This is a genomic window from Paraburkholderia sp. SIMBA_054 (assembly GCF_046534875.1).
GTDB classification, from domain to species: domain Bacteria; phylum Pseudomonadota; class Gammaproteobacteria; order Burkholderiales; family Burkholderiaceae; genus Paraburkholderia; species Paraburkholderia hospita.
Map to the genome: position 1 here is coordinate 266,848 of NZ_JAWRXV010000007.1, position 24,230 is coordinate 291,077.

General features: G+C 61.0%; 23 protein-coding genes. 6 read left to right on the forward strand and 17 right to left on the reverse strand.

Going from position 1 to position 24,230, the window contains the following annotated elements; all coding sequences use genetic code 11:
* Nucleotides 1-187: 187 nt before the first annotated feature.
* From SB822_RS11425 to SB822_RS11460, 8 genes are all read right to left on the reverse strand, one after another.
* The gene (locus SB822_RS11425; RefSeq protein WP_007577406.1) at nucleotides 188-1,744 is read right to left on the reverse strand and encodes a DHA2 family efflux MFS transporter permease subunit; all 1,557 of its coding nucleotides are present in this window, start codon (nucleotides 1,742-1,744) and stop codon (nucleotides 188-190) included.
* Nucleotides 1,745-1,832: 88 nt separating this feature from the next.
* The gene (locus SB822_RS11430; protein ID WP_410854692.1) at nucleotides 1,833-3,008 is read right to left on the reverse strand and encodes an HlyD family efflux transporter periplasmic adaptor subunit; all 1,176 of its coding nucleotides are present in this window, start codon (nucleotides 3,006-3,008) and stop codon (nucleotides 1,833-1,835) included.
* A 63-nt stretch (nucleotides 3,009-3,071) separates the two neighbouring features.
* Nucleotides 3,072-4,598, reverse strand: a complete 1,527-nt coding sequence (locus tag SB822_RS11435; RefSeq protein WP_410854709.1) for an efflux transporter outer membrane subunit — start codon at nucleotides 4,596-4,598, stop codon at nucleotides 3,072-3,074.
* Nucleotides 4,599-4,713: 115 nt separating this feature from the next.
* Nucleotides 4,714-5,148 (reverse strand): MarR family winged helix-turn-helix transcriptional regulator, encoded by a 435-nt coding sequence (locus SB822_RS11440; RefSeq protein ID WP_079494095.1) that lies wholly within the window; start codon nucleotides 5,146-5,148, stop codon nucleotides 4,714-4,716.
* 91 nt (nucleotides 5,149-5,239) lie between these two features.
* Entirely contained in the window at nucleotides 5,240-5,479 is a 240-nt protein-coding gene (locus tag SB822_RS11445; protein ID WP_410854693.1) for a superinfection immunity protein, read from the reverse strand.
* A 179-nt stretch (nucleotides 5,480-5,658) separates the two neighbouring features.
* Nucleotides 5,659-6,564 carry a LysR family transcriptional regulator gene (locus SB822_RS11450; RefSeq protein WP_114223506.1) on the reverse strand — a complete coding sequence of 302 codons (906 nt, stop codon included), beginning with the start codon at nucleotides 6,562-6,564 and terminating at the stop codon, nucleotides 5,659-5,661.
* A 90-nt stretch (nucleotides 6,565-6,654) separates the two neighbouring features.
* Nucleotides 6,655-7,362: a hypothetical protein gene (locus tag SB822_RS11455; RefSeq protein WP_039899782.1), complete on the reverse strand. Its 708-nt coding sequence runs from the start codon at nucleotides 7,360-7,362 to the stop codon at nucleotides 6,655-6,657.
* Between the two features lie 85 nt (nucleotides 7,363-7,447).
* Nucleotides 7,448-8,077: a TetR/AcrR family transcriptional regulator gene (locus SB822_RS11460; protein WP_410854694.1), complete on the reverse strand. Its 630-nt coding sequence runs from the start codon at nucleotides 8,075-8,077 to the stop codon at nucleotides 7,448-7,450.
* Nucleotides 8,078-8,231: 154 nt separating this feature from the next.
* On the opposite strand from SB822_RS11460, the gene SB822_RS11465 reads away from it, so the two are divergent.
* Together SB822_RS11465 and SB822_RS11470 are read left to right on the forward strand one after the other, a co-directional pair.
* A complete protein-coding gene (locus tag SB822_RS11465) occupies nucleotides 8,232-8,633 on the forward strand; it encodes a nuclear transport factor 2 family protein (RefSeq protein WP_410854695.1) in 402 nt (133 codons plus the stop codon).
* 30 nt (nucleotides 8,634-8,663) lie between these two features.
* The gene (locus tag SB822_RS11470) at nucleotides 8,664-9,410 is read left to right on the forward strand and encodes an SDR family oxidoreductase (RefSeq protein ID WP_410854696.1); all 747 of its coding nucleotides are present in this window, start codon (nucleotides 8,664-8,666) and stop codon (nucleotides 9,408-9,410) included.
* A gap of 32 nt (nucleotides 9,411-9,442) precedes the next feature.
* Here SB822_RS11470 and SB822_RS11475 read toward each other — a convergent pair whose 3' ends face one another.
* Together SB822_RS11475 and SB822_RS11480 are read right to left on the reverse strand one after the other, a co-directional pair.
* Nucleotides 9,443-11,491: an FUSC family protein gene (locus tag SB822_RS11475; protein ID WP_410854697.1), complete on the reverse strand. Its 2,049-nt coding sequence runs from the start codon at nucleotides 11,489-11,491 to the stop codon at nucleotides 9,443-9,445.
* A 202-nt stretch (nucleotides 11,492-11,693) separates the two neighbouring features.
* Nucleotides 11,694-13,091, reverse strand: coding sequence for a sensor histidine kinase (locus SB822_RS11480; protein WP_007577421.1), 1,398 nt, complete (start codon nucleotides 13,089-13,091; stop codon nucleotides 11,694-11,696).
* 745 nt (nucleotides 13,092-13,836) lie between these two features.
* Between SB822_RS11480 and SB822_RS11485 the strand changes: the two genes are divergently transcribed.
* From SB822_RS11485 to SB822_RS11495, 3 genes are all read left to right on the forward strand, one after another.
* Nucleotides 13,837-14,949, forward strand: coding sequence for a sensor histidine kinase (locus SB822_RS11485; RefSeq protein WP_410854698.1), 1,113 nt, complete (start codon nucleotides 13,837-13,839; stop codon nucleotides 14,947-14,949).
* A gap of 122 nt (nucleotides 14,950-15,071) precedes the next feature.
* Complete coding sequence (locus tag SB822_RS11490; RefSeq protein WP_007577424.1) at nucleotides 15,072-15,458, forward strand: potassium channel family protein; 387 nt, start codon at nucleotides 15,072-15,074, stop codon at nucleotides 15,456-15,458.
* A gap of 281 nt (nucleotides 15,459-15,739) precedes the next feature.
* Nucleotides 15,740-16,090, forward strand: a complete 351-nt coding sequence (locus SB822_RS11495; RefSeq protein WP_410854699.1) for a winged helix-turn-helix domain-containing protein — start codon at nucleotides 15,740-15,742, stop codon at nucleotides 16,088-16,090.
* Between the two features lie 39 nt (nucleotides 16,091-16,129).
* Here SB822_RS11495 and SB822_RS11500 read toward each other — a convergent pair whose 3' ends face one another.
* The 6 genes from SB822_RS11500 to SB822_RS11525 all read right to left on the reverse strand — a co-directional run bounded on the left by SB822_RS11500 (nucleotide 16,130) and on the right by SB822_RS11525 (nucleotide 22,306).
* Complete coding sequence (locus SB822_RS11500; RefSeq protein ID WP_410854700.1) at nucleotides 16,130-17,623, reverse strand: MdtP family multidrug efflux transporter outer membrane subunit; 1,494 nt, start codon at nucleotides 17,621-17,623, stop codon at nucleotides 16,130-16,132.
* Nucleotides 17,620-19,728, reverse strand: coding sequence for an FUSC family protein (locus SB822_RS11505; protein ID WP_410854701.1), 2,109 nt, complete (start codon nucleotides 19,726-19,728; stop codon nucleotides 17,620-17,622). Before SB822_RS11505 ends, SB822_RS11500 begins: the two co-directional genes overlap by 4 nt.
* 9 nt (nucleotides 19,729-19,737) lie before the next feature.
* A complete protein-coding gene (gene mdtN, locus SB822_RS11510; protein ID WP_410854702.1) occupies nucleotides 19,738-20,790 on the reverse strand; it encodes a multidrug transporter subunit MdtN in 1,053 nt (350 codons plus the stop codon).
* 15 nt (nucleotides 20,791-20,805) lie between these two features.
* Nucleotides 20,806-21,213 (reverse strand): YtcA family lipoprotein, encoded by a 408-nt coding sequence (locus SB822_RS11515; protein ID WP_410854703.1) that lies wholly within the window; start codon nucleotides 21,211-21,213, stop codon nucleotides 20,806-20,808.
* Between the two features lie 45 nt (nucleotides 21,214-21,258).
* The gene (locus SB822_RS11520) at nucleotides 21,259-21,594 is read right to left on the reverse strand and encodes a response regulator (RefSeq protein WP_236674283.1); all 336 of its coding nucleotides are present in this window, start codon (nucleotides 21,592-21,594) and stop codon (nucleotides 21,259-21,261) included.
* 85 nt (nucleotides 21,595-21,679) lie between these two features.
* Nucleotides 21,680-22,306, reverse strand: a complete 627-nt coding sequence (locus SB822_RS11525) for a response regulator transcription factor (protein ID WP_007577435.1) — start codon at nucleotides 22,304-22,306, stop codon at nucleotides 21,680-21,682.
* Nucleotides 22,307-22,580: 274 nt separating this feature from the next.
* Between SB822_RS11525 and SB822_RS11530 the strand changes: the two genes are divergently transcribed.
* Nucleotides 22,581-23,621 carry a LacI family DNA-binding transcriptional regulator gene (locus SB822_RS11530; RefSeq protein ID WP_079502502.1) on the forward strand — a complete coding sequence of 347 codons (1,041 nt, stop codon included), beginning with the start codon at nucleotides 22,581-22,583 and terminating at the stop codon, nucleotides 23,619-23,621.
* Between the two features lie 172 nt (nucleotides 23,622-23,793).
* On the opposite strand, the gene SB822_RS11535 is transcribed toward SB822_RS11530, so the two are convergent.
* A complete protein-coding gene (locus SB822_RS11535; RefSeq protein ID WP_007577439.1) occupies nucleotides 23,794-24,108 on the reverse strand; it encodes a hypothetical protein in 315 nt (104 codons plus the stop codon).
* Nucleotides 24,109-24,230 lie beyond the last annotated feature (122 nt).

Genomic DNA, 24,230 nt, shown 5'->3' on the forward strand with positions numbered 1-24,230 from the left:
ATTATGATTATGTCGTACAGCAAAACATAGCAACGGATCAGACGACGATTACGTACGATCTGACCCGCTGCGCTCAGCGCCCGGCGCCATACCTATACGTTGCCCGGAAAATATCGTGGCAACTGCCAGAAAATTTACAATTGACGGAGAGCCTGCACGACACATCAACGCGCGCGACGCGCATGCTTCAGTGCGCCCCTGCCGCTGCGTCGCTGGCGCCTCCGGACTTGCCTGGTTTCGTGATCCAGATCAGCGGAATGATGACGATCATGACGATGGCGGCCCCGTAGAACACGTCGTTCAATCCCATCATTGCCGCCTGCGTTTGCACGGTATGGTCGAACAGCGCAAACGATGCCTGTTTACCGAGACCGAACAGCGAATGGTATGTATCGAGTTGCTGGTTGAAGATCGGGTTGGTCGGACTCGACTGCTGCGTCAGGATTTCATGGTGAAAAATCGTGCGGTTATTCCAGATCACGTTCGCCACCGACGTGCCGATCCCGCCGAAGAACATGCGCCCGAAAGTGGACAGCCCGGCTGCGGCGGGAACCTTCTCGGGCGGTTGGCCAGAGAGGATGATGACCGTCAGCGGTGCAAAGAACAGCGCCATCGGAATGCCTTGCAGCAGCGTAGGCAGGATGATGTATCCCTCGCTGAGATCCGTGTAGAAGAACGAGCGCATGTAGTAGACGATTGCGAAGCCGATGAACGCAAACGTGCCGATGATGCGCGCGTCGGAACGCGGCAGGAGCTTGCCCATGATCGGCGCGCCGATCACCGCAAAAATGCCCAGCGGCGCGGTCGCGAGCCCCGCATCGACTGCCCGGTAGCCGAGGTACTCCTGCATCCACTGCGGCAGCAAAACAAGCGTCCCAAAGAAGATCCCATAGGCGACGGCAATGGAAACCGTGCCGCCAAGGAAGTTGCGCTGCTTGAAGAGCGTGAGGTCGACAATCGGATTCTTGTCCGTCAATTCCCACACGATAAAAAGCGCAAGCCCGACGGCCGCGACAATCGTCAGGATGATGATCGTATTCGACGAGAACCAGTCGAGATCCTTGCCTTTATCGAGCATCACCTGCAACGCCGCCACCCAGACGACCAGCAGCAGCAGTCCCACCTTGTCCACCGGGATTTTCTTTGACGGCGTATCGCGATGCCGGTACAGCGTCCAGACCATCGCCGCCGCGAACAGCCCCACGGGGATGTTGAGGTAGAAGATCCACGACCAGCTATAGCTGTCGGTGACCCAGCCGCCGAGCGCCGGTCCCACGATGGGTCCCGTCACGACGATCATCGAGAACAGCGAGAGCGCCAATGATGACTTGTTCTTGGGCCACGAACTCAGCAGCAGCGCCTGCGACATCGGAATCAACGGGCCTGCCACAGCGCCTTGCAGTATCCGGGCGAAGAGCAGCACGGGCAACGAAGGCGCAATGCCGCACAGCCACGACGCGACCACGAACAGCAGGATCGATCCCACGAAGAGCCGCACCTGTCCAAGGCGTTGCGTCAGCCAGCCGGTCAACGGTATCGCTACCGAATTCGCCGCGGCAAAAACGGTGATGACCCACGTGCCCTCATCGACGGAGACACCGAGATTGCCGGAAATGGTGGGTATCGCGACATTCGCGATCGACGAGTCGAGCACGGTCATGAAACCTGCCAGGCCAACGACGAACGAGCCTAAGGCAAGCTTGGCTCCCGTCAGCGGGGGATGATTCGTTTGATTGGTCGTCATAGTGATCCAGACAAGGTGTTGCTGGCCTTCGTGAATACGGAGAAAGGGGCAGCGCGTGCATCGCATGCCCGGGCGCGGTGCGGGCGTGTCACTCGTTCGCGGCGATGATGTGTGCGATCGCGTCGTTCGCCTCGTCGCCGTACTTCGCGAACACGTCGGTCTTGTAGGTCGAACGGGGATCGACGGCCGTCAGCGATGCCGCGTTGGTATCCTTCACGTCGACGTTGACGTTCATCGACAGGCCCACGCGCAGCGGATTTTTCTTCAGTTCCCCGAGAGGAATTTCGATCCGCACGGGCAGCCGTTGCACGACCTTGATCCAGTTGCCCGTCGCGTTCTGCGCAGGCAACAGCGCCAGCGCCGACCCCGTACCCGGCGTGAAGCCGGCGACCTTGCCGTGATAGACGACCGACGAGCCATAGACGTCGGCCGTCAGCTCGACGGGTTGGCCAACACGAATGTGCCGAAGCTGCCATTCCTTGAAGTTCGCATCGACCCAGACCTGATTGAGCGGAACCACCGACATCAGCGGCGTCCCGGTGGAAACGCGCTGCCCGACCTGGACGCTGCGCTGCGCGACGTAGCCCGTGACGGGCGCCGGCAACGTGGTGCGTGCATAAGCGAGGTACGCATCCCGTACATGGGCGGCGCTGGCCTGCACGTCGGGGTGTGCTTCGATCGACGTGTTGGCCGTCAGCGCGCGGTTGGCGCCGAGTTGCTGCTTCGCGGCGTCGAGCGTGGCCTGCGCCGACTTGACCGCGTCGCGTGCGTGCGAAATGTCTTCTTCCGACACGGCGCCCGTCATACCCGTAGAAAGCCGGCGACGCAGATCGTCCTGTGCTTTGGTCAGATCCGATTGCCGCTGCGCGATGTCCGCGCGGTATTTGTCGTCGTTGACGTAGAGGCCATGCACGCGTCGAACGGTCTGGCCAAGGTTCGCTTCAGCCTGTTGCAGGGCAATGCGCGCATCGGCAGGATCGATCTGCACGACAGGCTCGCCCTCCTTCACGACCTGCGTGTTGTCCGCGTTGACACCGATCACGGTGCCTCCAATCTGAGGGGTGATCTGAACGACGTTGCCGTTCACGTACGCATCGTCCGTTTCGACGTGAAAGCGCGCGACCGTGTAGTAGTAGGCTCCGTACGCTGCGCCGGATGCAGCCAGCGTAGCGGCGAGCAACGCCAGCAGCAGCTTGCGCTTCCCGGCTTCCTTCGGCGGCTCGCTTACGTGTTGGGGTTGGGGTTGGGATTGAGGTGCATTCATCGTTGAACTACAGCAAGGCTCGATCGACGCCGTCCATCTTTCGATGGCGGCGGCTCGAATGGGTTAGTCGGTTGTCTTGTTCGAAGGTGTTGGAATCGGCGTGTCGGTGTTCGACGCGAGGCCGGCTTGCGTTGCGTCGAAGCCCCCGCCCATCGCCTTGATCAGGCCGATCTGCTGATCGCGGCGCGCCATCTGCAGGTTGATGACGGACTTTTCGGCTGCGAGACGGTTGTCGTCCGCGTTCAACACCTGCAATTGCTGGCTCAGTCCGGATCGGTAGCGAACCAGCGCCAGTTGATACGCCTTGGTCTGTGCGTCCAGCGCCTGCTGCGAGTCGACCAGTTGCCGATCGGTCGACTGGATCTGCGAAACCTGCGTGGCAACATCCGACAGCGCGTTGATCAATGTGTGGTTGTAATTCGCCACCTCGTAGTCGAAGTCCGCATAGCGCTCCTTCAGTTGTGATCGCAGCGCCCCGGCATCGAAAATCGGCAAATGGATTGCCGGTCCCGCCTGCATCTGACGACTCGATGCGGTGAGGAAACGTCCCCACCCAAATGCGTCGAGACCCGCCGACAGCGAAAGATTGACGTCCGGGTAGAACTCGGCCTTCGCTTCCTTCACGTCGTGCATGGCCGCAGCGACCTGCCAGTAAGCAGCCACGATATCGGGCCGTCGCGAGATGAGGTCGGCCGGAAGGTTGTCCGGCAACGCGACCACGCGGCTCGCGCCGAATGAAGGATTGGCGATCTTCAGTCCACGGTCCGGCCCCTGCCCCAGCAACGCGCCCAGCTGGTAGCGCACCGTTGTGATCTGCCCGTCGAGATCGCTGACGCTCGAGCGGCTGGTTGCCGTCTCGCCGTATGCAGTCTGCTTTTCGACGTTCGTGTCGAGGCCTGCGCCGACGCGTCCATCCGTGATCCGCCCGATGTCTTCGCGATTGCGCACTTCGCGGCTCTCGACATCGCGCAACGCGTAAAGGAGCGCGAGGCGGTTGTAGGTGCTTGCGACCGACGCAGCAAGCGTCACGCGGACCTCTTCGGCTTCCGCCTGAGCCACCTTTTCCTGAGAGACGGCCTGACGAAGCCGCTCGCGATTCTTGCCCCACAGGTCGAGGTCCCACGACGCGCTGACCAGCAGATTGTTTTCGCTTTGCGTCGAGCCCGCATAGGGTGGCGGCACGATCGCGTTGGCCGAGAAGTGTTCCCGGGTCCACGAATAGCTGCCGCTTACGTTGGGATAGAGCAAGGACTTCGCGCTGCCGACATAGGACGTCGCTTTCTCGATGCGGGCGCGCGCCTGATCGATAGTCGGGTTGTCCTTCAGCGCTTCGTCGATCAGTTTCGGCAATTGCGGATCGCCGAACTGTTGCGCCCAATCGAGTGCGGGCCATTGGCCGCCCTCGTCCGGCAAGCTCTGCTTCGTCTCATAGGTCGAAGGAGACTCGATTTTCTTGTCGCTCTTGATGCCGGCGTAGTTGACGCATCCCGCCAGACTGAATGCCGCGACTACCGCAGCGAGCAACGCAGCCGATTTGCCGGCCAACAACCCGCGTCGCTCTCCATTCGATCTGCTTTCCAATGTCCTCATGTTCAATTGCGTGATCATGCTTTGGCATCCGTTAAAAAGTGTATATGCACATGCTAGAGTTCGTTGAGACGCTCATCAATGCGCGGGAATGCATCAGTTTGTTGCCTTGTCGTTATCAGGCGTTGGGCACGTCGCGCGTGACGCGGAACAGTTCGTTCCTCAGATGCACGGCCTGCTGCTGGCCAAACACGACTTCGAAATTCGCCTGAGCAGCACGCCAATGAACAGTCGCCTGTTCGAATCTTTCGTGGCCCTTTTCGGTGAGCGTGAGCCGAAAACGTCGTTTGACCCGCTCCTCGGCGGGCGCCACCACAAGGCCATCGCGCAGCAGCGGCTTGAGGATACGTACGAGCGTCGTCCGGTCCGTCACGAGCGCGTCGGCCAGTTGAATCATTGTTGATTTCGGATGGCGATTCAGCATGCTCAGGATGCTGAACTGCGTCGGCGTAATGCCGACCTTGCAGAGATGGCGTTCGTACAGCTTCGAGATATGCCGCGCTGCCTGCCGTACGGCAAAGCAATCATCGGTTTCGGATGAGATCGGGTTCATTTCTACGGGATAGTCTGTGACACCGTGTTCTATTTATATTCGGTATCCTTAGTATTCAACATTCATCTGCCGGTTCGCTGGCAGGCTCGCTTCAGTCGCGCTCCGCCTCAATCGATCGGCATTTCAACCGTGCAGCGTTTTCAGCGCTGCGTAAATCGGTGCCGAATGATTTCGTCGCCCAGCTGAGCGCGCCGATCCATCCCGCTATGGTCCATCCAAGGATGAGATTGAGGAGCAGAACGCGGGCCGCTTCCTGCTTCAGCCTGCGACGGGCGATCATCGAAGGTGTGAAATAAACGCCCACACCGATTGCGACCAATACGTAAGACATGAATACGTGCATCTGGCACCTGTTCTGATAACGCTCGACTTCACGAAAAGCACTTGAAAGTGCATGCGCACAGAATAGCCAAACGACGTGTGGGAATCGATGCCTGTCACACCATCAAACTGTTGTTTCCAGATGCATCAATCGATGCGGACGTGGCGGGACGCGTACCGGCGCAACCGTCAGCGCGGCGCCGTACGCTCGAAAAAATCCGTCGCGTGATCGATGAACGCGCGCACCTTGGCGGGCAGGAGTGTCCGGTTGCTGTACGCCAGGCGGATCTCGATGCCAATGTCGGTGAGCTCAAAATCGGCGAGCAGACGAACGAGCGTCCCGGACGCCAGTTCGTTCTCGATGAGCGAGACGGGCACGATTCCAATGCCGAAACCCTGCAGCACCATTTCCCGGTTGAACGCCGGACTGTTCGATGACACGTCGAAACGAAGGGGAATCGTCAGTTCCTCATTATCGATCCGAAAGCCGACGCTCGGTCGTCGAAGCGACGGCGACATGGCCACGAAGAGATGCTTGGCCAGTTCCGACGGGTGCTTCGGCGTAGACGTCCGCTGCAAATACTGCGGTGTCGCGACGATGATGAATGGAATGCGCTCGAGCAACCGCACCACGGCCGTCTCGCTCGTCAACATATAAGGCACGACGATGCCAAGATCGTAGCCGTCGGCCACGAGGTCGACGGGGCGTTCGGTCAGCGTGAGGTCCAGCGTGACTTTCGGGTGTGCGCGTTTGAATTCGGCAATCAGTGGAACGAGGCGCTCCATCGTCGCGGTCGTGTGGGCGACGAGGCGCAGCACGCCGCCCGCCTCTTTTGTCTGATTGCCGACGTCCGCTTCGAGTGCATCCAGATCATCGAGAATGCGCACGCAGCCTTCATAGAATCGCTCGGCTGCCTCGGTGAGCGATACCTGGCGCGTTGTCCGGTGCAGTAGTCGGCACCCCACGCGCTCCTCCAGCGCCGAGATGGCCCGCGACACCGCCGGCCGGGCCATGCCGTGCATGTCGGCTGCCCGCGCGAAGCTTTTCAATTCGACCACTGACCGGAAAACGCGCAGGCTTTCAACGTAGTCCATGGAGAAATCTCGCTATACGTGCGGGAGCAACCGGTTTGCCGCGGTCTGTTGGACTGCTTGACTGTGCGGCTTCAGCGGGCGCCCGATTGCCTATTTGTACAGCCTGGCCGGATGGTGCACGACATCCTTGACGCGCTGCATCCATCCGCCAGGCGCAGGCGCCAGGTTTGCAGACTCCCCGTGTCCGTCCATGTCTTGACGACGCCCCGCGTCATCCGCATTGCGATGGACGGGTTGGTACTGCACAGCGAATCGCACATGCAACACGGCCGACAACGCGCGCTCGTATGCCTTCTCATTGTCGTCGACGGGCATGAGCGCCGCGAGCGCTCTTGCAAATGCCGATGCGTCTTCCATGTCCGCGCCCGTCAATACGCCACGCTGCGAGAACGCGCGCTGCACATCATCTTTCAATGCCTGGACGGCGGCACCGACTTTATCGTATGCCTGGGCGGGCGCTTCGACATGGATCTGGAGATTGGATGAGCACATCGTCGGCGTGCCCGCGAGCACATTCCTGTCGCTCTCGACGCGCGACGCGAGATGCTTGATGTAGGCGACCGCGGCTGTGGGGATGTTCTCGCGCCGCCCGCAGTAATCGTGCACCCGGGAGGCGCCCTGAATCGCGGATGCAAAAGACGTGAAATCATCGAACTGCAGATGCCTGGCGGCACAGTCGAGGACGGCGTCAGGTGACAACCCGAGTTCGTGGGCCACCGACAGACTCGTCTTCATCGCGAGCAGAAGCCGTTCGCTCCATTCGTCCTGACGGTATCCTCTCACCGAACTCTCGTTCATCGCGGCTCCCGCCTGGACGTGTCGCATGCAGCGATAGTACGCCGGAAGGCCTTTCAGCACTATTACTGCGCCTGCGCCGCGTGCGTCAGCGTTTGCCCTGGCCGCCTTCCAGCGCGAAATTCCTGAGCAAGGTCTGCCGGCTCGCCTTCAATATTTCCTCGCCGAGCCGGGGGTCCGCCCCGCCGACCGCCCGCGACAGAATGAGCGCGCCCACCATCTCGCTGTAGAACGCAATCGCCTCCCGGCGCGCTTCGTCCGCGTCCACGCTTTCGTCGCGCTGTTCGGCGACGAGCGCCGTCAACGTTTCGATCATCGTTTCGAGGCCGCTTGCAAAATTCGATTGCGCCTCAGTGCCGAGCCGGCGAACGTCCGCAGTCAGCCCGGCGACCGCACAGCCCTGTTCAATGTCGTCGCAATGCGTGCCTGACAGGTAGAAGTCCACCTGCCGCTTCAACCGGTTGCCGCCACGCGTGATGGGCGCCGCGATCGCTTCCTTCAGGTCGCGGTTGGCCTTGTCCATCGCGCTCGCCACGACTTCGGCCGCGAGAGCCTCTTTCGATTCGAAGTGGTTGTAGAACCCGCCCTGCGTAAAACCCGCGGCCTTCATCAGCGCGCTCAGGCCCACGCCGTCGATCCCATGCTCGCGGAACAGTTTCTCCGAGGCCGCAATGATGGCCTTGCGGTTCTCCACCGCCTTCTGTTTTGAGACTCCCATCGCTCGATGCTCCACGCCGTTGTCGACCCAATTATAACGCCCTTCGAAAAATACAATGGTGACCACCATTGACTTCGACCGACAAATCACCCAAACTCAATGTCAATCACCATTGTGTTTTCGGTGAATCCTTCAAACTGGACAGGAAATATTCATGACCCACACCACCGAAGCAGCCAACAAGGCCCTCGTGCTCGAAGCATTCGACACGCTTTTCAACCAGCGCGACTATGCGGCCGCCGAACGGTTCTGGTCGCCGGATTACATCCAGCACAGCGCGCATATCGAGCCGGGCCGCGATGGTCTGTTCAACCTGATCAGAACACTGCCGCCGACGTTGCGATACGAACCCGGCGTGATCGTCGCGGACGGCGACTACGTGATCGTTCATGGCCGCTTTTCCGGCAACGGACGTCCCGTCGCATGGATCGCTGCCGACATCCTGCGCATAGAAAACGGCGTGCTGGCCGAGCACTGGGACGTGTTGCAGGACGAAGCCAGTCAATCCGAATCGAAGAGCGGCCTGCCGATGTTCGCCAACAGCTTTCCGCGTTAACAGCAACCCTCACTTCACAGCGAGTCGAACATGAAACTCACAGGCAACACCATCTTCATCACAGGCGGCGGCTCGGGCATCGGCCGCGGACTGGCCGAGGCGCTGCACAAGCGCGGCAACGAGGTGATCATTTCGGGCAGGCGCGCCGAGCGTCTGCAGGCAACCATCGATGCGAATCCCGGCATGCGCGCGGTGTCGCTCGACATCAACAATCCCGCGGACGTTCAGGCCGTTGCCGCCAGGCTGATTGCCGACTATCCCGACCTCAACGTGCTGATCAACAACGCCGGCGTCATGTATCCCGATGGCGCGCAAGGTCCCGTCGACGACGACCTGATGCGCGCGACCGTCGATACGAATCTGCTTGGGCCGATCCGCATGACGTCCGCGCTGATCGAGCATCTGAAGACGCGCGACGACGCGGTCGTCGCGAACGTGACGTCGGTATTGGGCTTCGTGCCGCTTGCAATCGCGGCGGTGTACAGCGCGACCAAGGCCGCATTGCATTCGTACACGCTGTCGCAGCGCTATCTGCTTCGGGACAGCAAGGTCTCGTTCATTGAAATCGCGCCGCCGTGGGTTCGCACGGAGTTGCTGAACAGCACCGAAGAAGAACGTGCGATGCCGCTCGATACGTTCATCGAAGGCGCAATCGAGCAACTGGGCACCGATGCCAACGAAATTCTCGTGGGTCCTGCCGTGTCGATGCGCGCCAATCCGGGACCCGGCGAGCACGCGTGGGTCAACGAGTTCAACGACCTGTTTGCGGCAGGTTGATCGCAACCCGTTGCGGCCATCGGGCACTCGGGTCAGGACGCGCTGCCGCCAGGTTTCGTAGCTGGAAACAGCGACAACCTGAGCCCAACGAGCGCGTGCAGCGCGCCTTTGCGCAGCTTGTAGCCAGGCGCACCGGGATCGGCCGCGAAGTCTGCGAGGATCCGCTCGATGGCGGCATCGACGTCAACTACAAGCGTCGGTGGTAGGCGTTGCCGATCGCCCGATTCGAGGCATCGCTCATAGTACGACCGCACATCGTCGAGCACGCGATTCAACACGACCGGCAACTCCCCGGAAAACTTGCCCGAAAGTCTGCGCAGGTCGAGTGTGTTGAGCGCAACGCGCATGTCGCGCAGGCTTTCCGTCGACGGGTGCTTGTCGTCGTCGCTCGGCGCCACGCGCGGAATAAGCTGCACGAGCCGGTCGAGCATGCGCGCGTTCAGATCGCGCTGCTGACCGATCGATAACGTGGACGCGCTGAGAACGACGTCCCGCCAGCTGGACCGGGTGAGTCGCGCCGTCGCCGCATCCGTTCCGAACGGGCGGATGACGCCCGTCATCACCGAAGCGAACATCACACCGGCCAGCCCCGCGAGATTGGCATTCAGGAAGTTCAGGATGTTGGCGTCATAGGCGCTGTCGATGCCAAGAAAAGTTGCGGTCGTCAACGCTACGAGCGTCGATATCAACGCCCATTTCGGACGTGGCATCAACAAGCCGAGCGGTACAAACAGGAATGAGAAGAAGATGACCAGCACGCCGAAGTCCTGGCCACTCGGCAACACGACAAACAGATAGAACGCTGAAATGACGACACCCATCGTCGCGCACTTCAGAAAAGTAATCATCATGGGCACGGGCTCGTCGAGCGCGGCGAAAAAGCAGACACCGATAGCGCCCAGCGACACGGCCGCGGCACCGTCCTGCCAGCCCGAAGCAATCCAGATGCTCGACGAGACGAAGATGACCAGCGCGGCCGAACCGGCGGAGAACAAGGCAAGACCACGGTCGAGAAAAGCGTGACGCGTGCCGACCCGCCAATGACGAAAGCGCGGTCGCCAGCTCGCTTTTTCGTGAACGATCATGTCGCGCAAGCTCCGGCAATCGGCCCACAGATCCACCACTTGCCGCAAGCGCGACAGCGCGCTGGATAACAGTGCCGCCTGCCAGGTCGTCAATTCGTTGCGGGCCGGGTCGAGTTGCGCGATACGCATCCGCAATAGCGGCGCCCCGTGCTCTGGGTCTTCGCCAAGCGACGCGTCCATCCAGCGGCAGGTATCGCGCAGTAGTTCGTTCAGGCCAACAGGAACGCTGGGCTCCGATTTTTGCGCGGCCGCGAGTATGTCGGCGAGAGCCGAGGTGATAGGCAATATCAGTTGCATCCGGCCTTGCAGTTCCTCGCTGCGAGCGAGAATCGCTGGGCTGACGTGGTCGTAGGCCAACTGGCTCAACAGAAATTCGAAGCCGCGCACACTCGTCGCCATCTTCTGGCGGCTTCCCGAAACGAGCGCTCCCACGGCCCGGCCCGCCAGCGACTCTTTCGCGTAAAGCGTCGCGTCGCGGAACCATGAGTCGGTTCGCTCGATCAGCGTCGGCGCTAGCCGGCTCGGAAACAAAACGCTGCCGACGATGCTCGCGCAAACAATGCCAAGCGTGATCTCTTCAGTTCGCGCCACGGCCACATCGAAGATGCTCAGTGGGTTCGATAGCGCCGGTAACGCAATGACAGACAGCGAATAACTGGCGAGCAGGAAAACGTAGCTGCGGGCCGCACGCGTCGAGATCGAAATGTAGACGAACACGCCCGTCCATAACGCTATCAAAGCGCTCAACAGATAAGGCGTCTCCGCGAAAGGCGGCACGAGGGCGACGGAAGCGAGCGCGCCAAGCACGGTGCCGATCACGCGATACAGCGCCTTCGACCTTGTGGCGCCGACGAACGGGTTCGACACGATATAGACGGATGCCAGCGCCCAGTACGGCCTCGGCAGGTCGAACCAGAACGCGATATAAAGCGCGAGCATCCCTGCAAGAAAGGTCTTTAGCGAAAAAATCCAGTCGCGCAGCGAAGGGAGATTCATCGGAACAAATCGCGTGGGGGATCAGTTTCTCGCCCGGCAGATTGTCCAGGCCCGCAGTAAAACGACCCACAGTGTCCCGCGTTTCTTCGAAGTCTGCCTGGACAATCGCATATAACGCGCACGCGTCGAAGCCGCAAAGGACGCGGCCATGCGGTTCACCTTGCTCGTCTGATGCGAAGGCGCGCAATATCGGCAGCCATTGTCAACGTGCTGTTGCGTTCGAACGCTCTATCGGGAGGGTGAAGCCGAACGTCACGCCGCGGGACACATTGCGCACGGCCCAGATCCGGCCAGCGTGTGCTTCGACAATAGACCGGCAGATCGCCAGGCCCATCCCCATCCCTGTTTTCTTGGTGGTGAAGAACGGCTCGAAGATCCTCTCGAAGTCCACCTGCCCTGTGCCGCGATCCTCCACGTCGATCACCACACTATCCGCATCGCGACGCGAGCGGACTACCAGCAGCTTCGGCCGTTCCTCCGTTGCCGCTAACGCTTCGATTGCGTTGCGCACGAGGTTCATGAGCACCTGCTGAATCTGAACCGCGTCGGCGCTGATCTTCGGCACGTCTTCGTACAGTATCGTCTCGAGCGAAATCGCGTTGCGCTGGATATCGTCGGCCATCAGCGTGCATACCTGAAGGATCAGCTTGTTGATGTCGAGCTCCACCTTTTGCGGGGCTGCATGCCTGAAGAGCGCCCGGATGCGGCTTACCACGTCAGCTGCGGCATTCGCGTCGCGGACAACGTGCTCGGCCGAAAGTCTCGCTTCCTCGATCCTCGGCGGTGTGGCAGCAAGCCACCGCAAGCATGCACGCCCATGCGCCACGACGGCCTGAAGGGGCTGGTTGAGTTCATGAGCAATGGAGGCGGATAGTTCGGCGACAGCCGCGAGCCGTGACGCCTGCGCAAGCTTCTCCTGCGCGTCGCGCAAGGCCTTCGCGACCTCTGCGCTGTCATCGATATCGACATCGATACCAAAGAACTTCATCACTTGCGCACCGGCCGCTTCAGCGCTGCGTTGCTCTCGCGCCCGGCCGGGCTCTAGCCTCGACAACAGATGCGGCTCGTCCGACAACTGTCCGAGCAGCGCGATGAGATGGTGCCGCACGTTTTCGGATCGGCGCGCGCCCTCCTCGATTGCGACGGCCAGTTCCGTCCACCCCGGCTGCCGATATTGCTCGGCCAGATAAGCGTGGACGATGATCTGCGCGACGAGATCGAAGTAATCGAAGAGATACAGCGAGACGTCGACCAGAAGTTCTTTGCCAATATGCTCGTCCAGTTCTCCCAGCGCGACGTAGGTGCTCCAGATTTCCCGCAATCCGAGGCGCAACGCCTGAAGCAGGCTCTGCAGTGGCACGCGTTGAGGCTCACGTCTCTGGCTGATTTCCCGAAACACGTTCATGTGCTGCGCGGAAGGAGGTTCGCCCGACAACAGCGTCTCGAACCATACTTTGGCTGACAGCGCGACGGATTCGTGAACATCCTCTTTGGCTGCTGGCGGCAGCAACCGGTATCCGTCGAGCGGCGTCAGTGTCGCGAGCGTGCGCTCGACGACATCGGTCAGATCGGCAGCGAGGGAAACGGTTTTTTCTCGCAAGGGGTTGCTGATTTTGGGTACTTTGGCTAGCACGGCAATTTATCTGTCGGTAACGGGCGCACGATTTCGACTAACAAGCAGCGTCGGCGCAGCGGCTTCTACGGCTGCGCACCGAACGGTTCCCGCCTGATACTCTGCGATGCGATTCAATGCGGCGTGTCATGTGGCGCGAAACGGGCCGTTCCCGGCGAAGCCTCAGTGAGCCGCCCGGCGGAGATCGAAAGGTGCGCTGCCCGCACAGGGAGCGCTTCGATCCGCATCCGGTGCATCCATGGTCTCCCGGCGCAACGCGGCCCGCCATCCCCCTTATTGGGGAGATGCGCGCAATCGACGGGGGATGGCGACAAGCGTGCCCCGATAACCATGCGTGTGATTGCAAAATGCGTGTGACTGTTGAAGCGCCCGCGAACGGGCCGCACGTTTTCCTCTCGACGAAGGTCGTCCCGCCGCGACTGCCGGCGGATCTGATCGATCGTCCGCGGCTCGTGCGCTGGACCTCGGTCTTGTTGGAACACAGTAGGTTCTACGCCAGCGCCAAGTCTCGTGCGAAGATTCGAAGCGACTCCAGTTTCATGTAATGGCGGGCCAACTTCCTGCGAACTAACATCGATTCCAGGCGCTGCGAGTTGACACAATTGTTGACAGTGATGTGCGCCGGCAGGAGGTCGCCTGAGGGCCTTGCCTCCATTGGAACGGCAGCACTAAAAGACAAACTTCATCTATGTTAGCCATAGCGTCGGCGGCAGTGGACTGGTTTGCGGGCGCGGAGATACTGGCCGCGATCTCGTATTTGAACTGGCTCTGTCAGCCTGGCGAGGCATTCGTCGTCGTCACCTTTCTCGCGGCAGTTGGTTTATTCTCGGCTTTCGCGAAAAATGTATCGTCGGACGTGTTCGTGCTGGCTGCAAATGTATGCTTTGCCGTGCTGCTTCTTGCACCACTAGACGCATCCACACGAATCAGCACGCACACGATCCTCGCCGTTGCCGGGTTCCTGCCGTCGTCGCTTGCGCTCACGCTGCTTATACATCGCCTGCGCAAACTCAACGCGATCGTCATGGAAATGAAATCGGCGAACGCCGCGCCCGGTTCACGCAATAGCCCCATGACGGGCGGACACGAGCGAGGTCCGACCGACAGCGTCGACATCCGGGCATTTCTCATCGAAGAAATGCATCTCAGCACGCTTGAAGAGCTGAGCGCCTCGATTACGCATGAGATTGCTCAGCCGTTGTCGGCAATCGTATTGAATGGCAACGCGGGGCTGCGCTGGCTGCATCAGGACCACCCGCCAAAGAGCGAAGTCCAGGGTTGCATCGAGCGGATGACAAGCGACGGCTGGCGTGCGTCCGCCATCATGGTACGGATTCACGAACGCTGCCAGCGCTTGCCGCCACCACTCACGCCGACGGCAATGAACGACGTCGTCCAGGAACTCGCCCCATTCATCAGGCGTCAGATGGCCCGCTGCGGTGGAACGCTCGAACTCCGCCTCTCGCCGTCACTTCCAGATACCTTGGCGAACGCTACGAGGCTTCAGCAGGTCTTCATCAACCTGACGCAGAACGCACTACAGGCAATGGCCGCGATAGAAGACAGACCTGCTCAAATTGTCATTTCGACATGGGCCACTGAAGCCGGTGCGGTGGCGTTCTCGGTGGCGGACAACGGGCCCGGAATCGCCTGTGAAGAGATATGCTCGATATTCGAACCCTTCGTTACCACGAGAGAGCGGGCCATAGGCCTGGGTCTTTCAAGCTGCCGCTCGATCGTCGAGGCTCACAGCGGCGAAATTTCAGCCAGCAATAACCCCGACTTCGGCGCAATCTTTATTGTTACGCTGCCGCCGTTTAAATAGTGGATGACGGCTTTCCAGCGTCTGCTCTCTCGCGAACTCCAACGTACTTCGCGCAAAAAGCAGTGGCTTTTTCCGGCGCTCTCTCGAAGAGAGCTTAAATTAACCTGACAGTTTCAAGAAACATGAGCAATGACATCAAGGACGATCTTCACGTCCGCCTCTCACCGCACGATGCAGTTGTCGAAGTCGCAAAGGTTCTCTGGCACCTGCGCAGTATTCTGGCCATCATGGTCGTGCTTTTCTTCGTTTTGTCGATCGCAATGTACTACGGTGGCGGGGCCGTCAATATGGCTACGCGCGCGCAGTCATCGCTGGGCGAGACGCTTTATTTTTGCGCGGTCACTGCGCTGACCATCGGCTACGGCGACGTCGTGCCGACCACCACGCTTGGTCGGATCATCGCGGTTTTACTGGGTTTGCTCGGCGTGTTGATGACGGGAGTGACAACGGGCTCCACTGTCTACGGCATTCAGGTAGCGGCTCAACGAGCTGGCCTGCGGCCACGCTAATCCCTACGCGATCGCCTTCCGCTCCCTTGCTCTCCAGGCCCGGCTGATTCCAGATTCATGTAATAGCCGTCCTTCGGGCTGCCGCCTATCATCTGCAGCCTTACGCTTCGCACCGGGCGAATCGTTTGCGAGTATGGAAGCGATAGTGCTCGCCATCGTGCTTGCGATATTCATGCGCGAGACGGGGCCGCGCGGGCACGCGAACGCATGAGCCTGTTTTCCCGAGCACGTGCGGCCGTCAACGGGCCGCACAAGTCTCAATCAATCGGATATGCAACACCATGATTCGCATCGAAAACCTGACTGTGTTCCCGGACCGTAGAGAAGTGTTCGTCGACGGTGTTCTTGTCGAACTTGGTTGCAGAGCGATGGATGTATTGCTCGTGCTTATCGAAGCAAACGGCGCGCTGGTGACAAAGGAAACGCTCGCAGACCAGGTCTGGCCGCACACGGTGGTCGCCGAAAACAATCTTCGTGTGCACATCTGCATGATCCGCAAAATGATGGGCGAATATCGCAGGTTGCTTGTATCTGTGCCTGGGCGCGGCTACCGTCTGTTGCGACCGGTTCAGCCGGCTTATGTGATTCCAATGCTCGTCGCGCATGCCCAGTTGATGCGGTCTGCAAGATAGCCGTTTTGTGCTCTGAAGTGCAGCGGCGCGCGGCGCCGCTCAACGCGGCTTCAGTTCGACGGGCGCCGCAGCGCGATAGCCGCCGCCGAGTGCCTTGGTCAAGGCGATCTCCTGACTGAGCGTCTGCCCCCGAAGCTCCAGCAGCGCAACCTGTTCGGCGATCACCGGCTGGCGTGCCTGAAGCGCCGCGAGCCGGCTCGTCAGTCCGCGTTGATAATGCGCTTCGACGCTGTCCCTCGTGAACGCAATCGATTCGATCCGCCGCTTCTGCAGCTCCGTCTGGGCATCAAGCGCCTGCAGGCGGCTGCCCGTCTGCGCGACATCGCGCACTGCGTTCAGAACGGCCTGGTTGTACTGCTCGATCAACAGGTTGCTCCCCTCGCGCGCGCCGCCAAGGTTCGCGTTGAGCCGGCCGCCGTCGAAGATCGGCAGAGTTAGGCCCGGAATCAGATTGATCTGCTGGCTCGCATGCGTGAAAAGGTCGGCGAGGTGCAAGGCATTGAAGCCGAAGAACGCCTTGATGTCGAAGCTCGGATAGAACGCCGCCTTTGCCGCATCGATCTGGTCGAACGACGATTCGACATACCAGCGCATCGCCTGCAGATCGGGGCGCCGGGCCAGCAGTTCATACGAGAGCGCCGGCGGCAACGCGGCCTGCGAGCGCGGCAGCGCGACGGGCTCGATGGCGGGCAGGCCATCGGGGCCCGCGCCGACCAGCGCCCGCATCGATTCGCGAAACTGCTTGATCTGCGCTTGCGCCGACACGATCTGCCGCTCGACGGCCAGTTGCTGCGCTCGCGCTTCTTCGAGCAGGGTGCGCGCTTCGAGGCCGCGCGCGGCGCGTGCTTCGTGTGCCTGCACTGCGAACTCTGCGGTCTCATGCAATTCGTTTAGCAGATCGATGAGCTGATAAGTCGTTTGAATGCCGTAGTAAAGCTGCGCGACATCCGCCGAGATTTCGAGTTCGACCGCGGACGTCTCGGCGAGCCGTGCATTGCTCACGCCGAGCGATGCGGCGACCTGTGCGCGCTGCTTGCCCCAGAGGTCGACATTCAGGCTCGCACCCAGCCCGACAACGCCCTCGGTGTACCACGGCCCCGTCAGCCCTAAAGCCGGTTCATTCTCTGCGAACGGGCCAAGAAAGCCGTTTGCGGAAACGTGCTCGCGATCCAGCGACGCCAGCGCGACCACCTGTAAGCCCGTCCCCGCGCTGACCAGCTCGACATCCGATCTGGCCTGCGCGACGCGCGTGCGCGCAATCACCATCGTCGGGGCGTTGGCGAGCGCCTGATCGATCAGCGCGTCGAGTTGCGCATCGCCATAGCGTGTCCACCAGCGCGCGGCGGGCCAGCCATCGCGCGCGAGATGGATGTCGTTCGCGAGATTGATCTGATCCGGGGCAATCTCCGTATAGGGCGCACTGTCATGATGGATCAGCGCGCACCCCGACAGCGCGGACGATAGCCACGCCACGCATAACACACGTCGACGCCACCGCCCATCACGCAAAACCGATCGCTGATTCATGTTCATATGGGCTGTGATGAGGGCGCCGCAACCGACGCCCCGTCCTGTACCTCGTCGCGCCAGTCCGGCAACCCCGCGACTTGCCGCGACAGTTCGTCCGCTGCGGCGATGAGCGGCCTGTCGGCTGCTTCGACAGCTTGTGCAGCGATCTCGCTGCGTCGCGGCGCGCGGGCGTCGGGCGGGCTGGCCGCAAGCTCGTCCGCGTACCGGTTGAGTTCGGCGCGCGCCTGTTCTTGCGTCGAGCGCACGGCATCGACCGTTTGCGCGTTCGACGCTCCCGCTTGCGCGACCAGCGTACTGCGCAACGCATCGCCCGCGAGCATGATCTCGCGTGTCTGCGCGAGCACGGTTTGCGCGCGCAATGTCCATTGCGCATGTTCGGCTTCCTGCCAGCTGGGCTCGAGTGCGACACGCGCGAGCGTCGCCTCGCAATCGGCCAATACCGCCCATGCCTTCAACTGGCGCTGCGTGTACGGCAACTCGTCCCCCGCGTCGTCGCTGGGCGTGCGCAACTGTGCGGCGATCGCGCGCAACATGGTTGCGAGTCTCTGCCGCAACGCGTCGCCCTCGCCTTCCCGCCAGAACGACATCTGCACAAAGGTCGCCACACCGACGCCCAGCAGAATACCCACCATGCGGTCGCGGATTTCAGTCAGGTTCGTGGTCGGGCCGAACTGCCCGAGAACGGCGAGCGAGAACGTGAATATCACCTGGATGCCGGCGTAGCCGATCCGCTCCGAGCCCGCCGATATCCACGCCCCGAGCGCGGCGACGGGCAGCGTGATCAACAGCAGGCCGACAATATCGTCGAGATGGGGAATGACGAATACCACCATGAAGAGCGCCAGCGCACTGCCAATGGCCGCCCCGGTCAGCCGCAGTAGCGCACGCTGCGTCGATGCGCCGAGGCTCGGCAGCGCGACGATCACGCAGGTCAGCATGATCGTGTGTATGCCCTGCCAGTCGACCGCGTTGTAGAACACGTAGCAGGCCAGCACGGCGAGCAGCGTCTTCAACGAAAAGCGCAGGTACGCGGGATTGGCCCATGCGTCGGGCGCCACCATCGGCTCGGCTGCCGCCGGCTTGCCGGTCTCCGCGCCGCGCGCGGCGAGATCGGCGTACGCATGCAGCGCGCGCTGCAACTCGCCTGCGGCGGGAATCGTGTCGGCTGCATGGTGTTCTTCGGGTGTCGCGGTGCTCACGTGACGATACGGTTCGCCCGACATCACCGCTTCGTCGAGTGCCCGGACGTTCGCGCGTAACTCGGACAACATCGCACGCCGCGCTGGCGAAGGCGCCGGCCACGTATCTGGCATCTCGCTCGCGCCGCGATAGAGACGCGACACGGTCGCGATGCACGCAAGCTGCGCCGCCTGATGCTCACGATAACGCGCGTCTCGCATCATCGTGAACCGCAACAGCTTTTGCAACGTCAGCGCGCCTTGCTGCACGGCGGCCAACGTGATCGGCGTGACGTTCGGGGTGTTGTCGATCAGCTGCGTCAGGCGCATATCCAGCGCCGCAAGCTGCCGATGGATTTCCGCGTTGAGCTGCAATTGCGGTTCGGCGGGCAACAGCAGCGTATTGACCACGAGCGCCAGCGCGATCGGATAGTTGACGGCGACCCATACCCACAACACCGCGCGAATCAGCAGGTCGGCCTGATCCGTCTGGTCGACGAAGCTCTGTACATAGATCACGACGACGGCGACGATGAAAAACACCACGCCGATCTTCAGAACGCGCAGCAAATACACGCTGCTGAAAAACACCACACTCGCGACGACGATGCGCAGCAACGGATAGTCGAATGTGAATTTCAGCAGCAGGATCGACAGGCCAATGGCGAGCGTCGATCCGACCATGAACATGATGCCGACCAGCCGCGTGACCACCACGTTCGCCTGCGTGACGTAAAACATCACCAGCAGCGACAGCGGAAGCTCCGGTACTTCGAGCGCCATCGATGCGACGATCACGATTGCGCTGGTTAGCATGCAACGCAACATCACGTTGAGCCGACCAGGAAAAGGCGCAAGCTCGCGTGTCAGGAAATCGCATGCATCGCGCAGCATAACGTGCATCGGGGGCAGGTAGTCGGCGACGGCCATGGGCGCTCCTCAATGGCTTTCGCCGTCGTTGCCCGGGTGCAGCACCGCGACCGCCGACGTACCGACGCGGAACAGCTCGGGGTTCGGATCGTCCACACGGATCTTGACCGGAAACCGCTGCGACACATGAACCCAGTTAAGCGTGCGTTGAATGCGCGGCAATCCGCCCGGCAAGGCGATACCAGCTTCGTCGGACGCGATGCCATAACTGATCGAGTCGACGGCGCCCCGAAAGCGCTGGTCCGTATCGCTCATCAGATACACCGTCGCGGGCGTCCCCGTCTTGATGCCCTTGAGTTCCGTCTCACGAAAGTTCGCGACCACGTACCAGTGGCGCGTATCGATCAAGGTGAAGACAGGTTTGAGCGCGGTTGCAAACTGGCCCGTCGCCGTCTTCAACGACACAATGCGTCCGTCGAAAGGCGCTCGCACCGTCGCGTACTCGAGATTCAGCTCAGCAAGGGAGATCTCCGCCGTGACAACGGCGCGTTGCGCGACCAGCGCATCGACGCCGCTCACAGCCGCTGCCGCCTGCTGCGCCTGCAGTTGCGCGGCGCTGAGTTCGGCCTGCGTGGCGCGTTGAGCGGTGCGCGCACGGTCGACGTCTTCCGCCGACACATAACCGTGTGACAACAGCGGCTCCATGCGGTGTAGCGTATCGGACGCCTGAGCGGCTGCGGCTCGTGCGCGCTCGACGGCCGCGCGCACCGACTCCGCGTTGTACTGCTGCGCGTTGACCGTGCGCTGGGTCAATTCGATCTGCCGGTCGAGCGCAACGAGCGACGCCTTGCCCCGCGTCAGCGCATCCTGATACGGACGCGGATCGATGCGAAACAGCAGATCGCCCTGCTTCACCGCCTGGTTGTCGTGCACGGGCAATTCGACGATGCGGCCGTTCACCTCGGGTACGACGTCGATCGTATCCGCATAGACATAGGCGTCGTCGGTGCGCGGCGCGCGTTCCAGCTGGCGGATCACGAAGACCACCAATAGCAGCGTCAGCACGACCAGGATGATGGCCGGCCATGCGCGCTTCTTTGTCCGGTTGGCAGTTGTCGCCATTGCATTACCTGAAGATCAATGTTGGAACAGCATCAACCAGACAGCGAGTGAAAGAAAAGTGACAAGCGTGGGATACACCACCGCCGCAGGCCACACCAGAAGCTGGGCCCGCAAGCGTTTGACAATCAGATGGACGACGACCGTGAGCACCACGCCCGCGATCAGACAGAACAGCCAGTCCGGAAAGTACGCGCCGAGTACGCTGAGGGATGGCGAATTCGCGCACCCCGAGACGAAAACCGCGGCGATTGCCGCCGTCCCGGTTGCACGCTTTGCATGTGAGTCTTTGGCGAATGGAACGTGTTGTTTCAAGGCGTGCAGCCCCCGGGCAAAGCGTCGAATTCGCAACAATAACGCGGCAATGAAGCCGTGCGCATTACATGAATATGTAGTGTCGCCGTAATAAAGAATGATGTGAATCACGCAGCGAGCTGTGTTTCCCAAAGGCTTACTTAAACTCTGGCGCGATCACTGGATGCTATCCAGCAAGTCTAGCAACGCGTCGCCATCGACAGGCTTCCGGAAGAACCCCAATGCGCCTCTCTGCAGATAATAGTCTTCCGTATGCCCGGTCGGTTTGCCCGTGATAATGATGACGGGCGTGGCGGCGCCCGACTGAACCGTTCTATCGAGTACCTGAATGCCGTCGATGGGCCGCATTCCCAGGTCGGTGACAACGCATAAAAGGCCCGAGTAACCATCGGAGAAGAAATCCACTGCGGATTCATAAACCCGCGTTCCATACCCGCCAGAAGCCAGCAGGTTAGCCAGAGCCGCCAGGACGCGACGGTCATCATCAATCACGGCAACGGTTCGAACCGCAGACGCGCACATTGTTTTTCCGGCTCATGGGTCCAACATGGAACTGGCGCTGGCGCCAGGCTCTGGACTATCGTGTCGGCGATGCTTCGAGCTGCAGTTTGCTTGCCTGCCTGACTAGCGTGGCGAATGAATCTGCGCGCATTTTTCTCATTATGTGGCCTCGATGTACCTGGACGGTGTATTCGGTGATACCAAGGACGGCCGCCGCCTGCTTGTTGAGCAAGCCACTGACGAGTAATGGCAAGAGTTCCTGCTCACGCGGTGTCAGCGATTGATAGAGCGCGTGGAGCGCCGCTGTATCTGCCGCCTCCGCGCGAAGAACATGGGCTTTGGCGAGTGCCGCATCGACCGCGTTGAGCAACGCGTCTTCGTCGATGGGCTTGGTGAGAAAGTCAACCGCGCCGCCCTTCATGGCCAGGACCGTGGATGGCACATCGCCTCTCCCCGTGATGAAAATGACGGGAATATGAGCGTCCGCGCTGACAAGCTTCTGGACGTCCAGGCCACTCAAGCCCGGCATTCTCATATCGAGGATCAGACACGCAACGGCTTTTTGACGCGGCGTGTCGAGAAAGGCTTTGCCGGAGTTGAACGGGTGGACGGTTCTTCCGTTTGCACGCAGCAGCGCAGCGAGTGCCTCTCGCACCCGCTCGTCGTCGTCGACCAGATACACCAGTTCACCTGCGGATTCCATGGAACCCCTCTGTTGTCAGGAGGCGCCTCCCCTGACCTCGGACAGCCGGCCCACGATGATGTCGCTGGATGCGACGCTCACGCGGCCGTGCCGGAGAAAAATTATACCGCCGGGATCGGCCCCCGGAAGTGCGGGCCGCATTACATGATTATGTAATGGCGGCGCCGGATATGACGCTGTAGGTAGATCGCCTCGCGTCATCGGGCGGATGGAATCGTCGCCAGGTCCGAAGTATCATTTATCCATCAAAAATCTATCAAGCTTGAGGTGCCCTATGGCTCATCGCTTCCTTATCAAGGAGATAGCACTTCAGGCGGGGCTCGGTGTCGCAACTGTCGACCGGGTGCTAAATGATCGTGCCCACGTTCGGGAACACACCCGCAAGCGCGTTGAGCAGGCTATCAGGGAACTCGAGAAGCAGGAACTGCAACTGGCAACCACCGGGCGAAAGTTGATTGTCGACGTCGTCGTGGAAGCGCCGGCCCGGTTTGCCGACGAGATAAGGAGTGCGCTCGAAGCCGAGTTGCCGGTGCTGCACCCTGCCGTCTTTCGACCGCGATTCCACTTGCGCGAGACGATGACGACGGATGAAGTCCTCGATACGCTTCGATCGATTGGACGACGAGGCAGCCATGGCGTGTTTCTGAAGGCGCGCGACGTTCCCGAAATCGCAGAAGCGATACGCGAGTTGCAACGAAGCGGCATTCCTGTCATCACGACCTTCACGGACGTCCCATCGTCTGGGCGCATTGCCTATGCCGGGCTCGACAATCGCGTCGCCGGGGCCACCGCGGCGTATCTCATTACCCAATGGCTGGCTCCGCAGCCGGGAAACGTTTTGATAACGATGAGCGACGAGCGCTTCCGCGGCGAAGAAGAACGTGAAATAAGCTTCCGGCGCGCGTTAAGAGCCCGTCAACCGCAGCTCACGCTGATTGACGCCAGCGGTGGTCATGGCCTTGACTCGCTCACTGAAGAACGGGTTCTCAAGGTCATTACCGCACACAAGAAAATCGACGCGGTCTACTCGATGGGCGGCGGAAACATCGCCATTCTCAGGGCAATCGAAGCGAGGCAGCGGTCCCCCGTTCGCTTTATCGGACATGACCTCGACAGGGATAACGTCGGACTTCTGCGCGAAGGCAAAATACAGGCGATCTTGCATCACGAGCTTCGTCAGGACATGCGGTCGGCGTGCCAACACGTCATGCATTTTCATCGACTGTTGCCGGCGTCGGCTGTATCGCCATCGTCATCCGTTGTCGTGGTAACGCCGGAGAATATTCCCGAGCACATTGCAAGCCGATACCGTTGATGGCGGTGTTTGACATGCTTGCCATTCAACGCGAAACATTAGCCGAGGGGCTTCGGCGAACATTGCATGACGCGTCTGTCGGCCACGTGATGAACCGTGGGGCATGGGTGCAGAAACTGATGGTTGACGACGGACTGCATGTCAGCACCTGGCCACTCACCTTCGACGGCCATCACGCGCCGCTCGCCGCTACGACGACCTCGAGGATGAAGAACCGTTGGGCCTGCCAGTCTCCGGCGACGAGGTCGATCGTCGCATGGCCCGCGCGCCGCGCCACGAACATGATCCCGTTAGGCAGACCCGCTGGCGTGATGACGTGTCCGTCCTCCCCCATCACGCCGGGAAGAAATGGGCCCAGAAACTCGAGCACGTCCGCCCCGGAAAGGACGTGCCCGCCCATCGCCGGCACGATGAGAACATCGCCGGCTTCAATATGCAATGTCCCGGGTAGCGAGTCCGTTAGCCTCAGCTCTATCAATCGACTCATCGTCGCTCACTTGCAAGTCTCGTTTGGCTGATAAAAGAATATAGCGCTTCTTTCAAATCTCGAATGGGTGGCTTGGCGGGTCAAGTGCGGGCTTCAGCCCGGCGAAGCGAACACTTGACGCG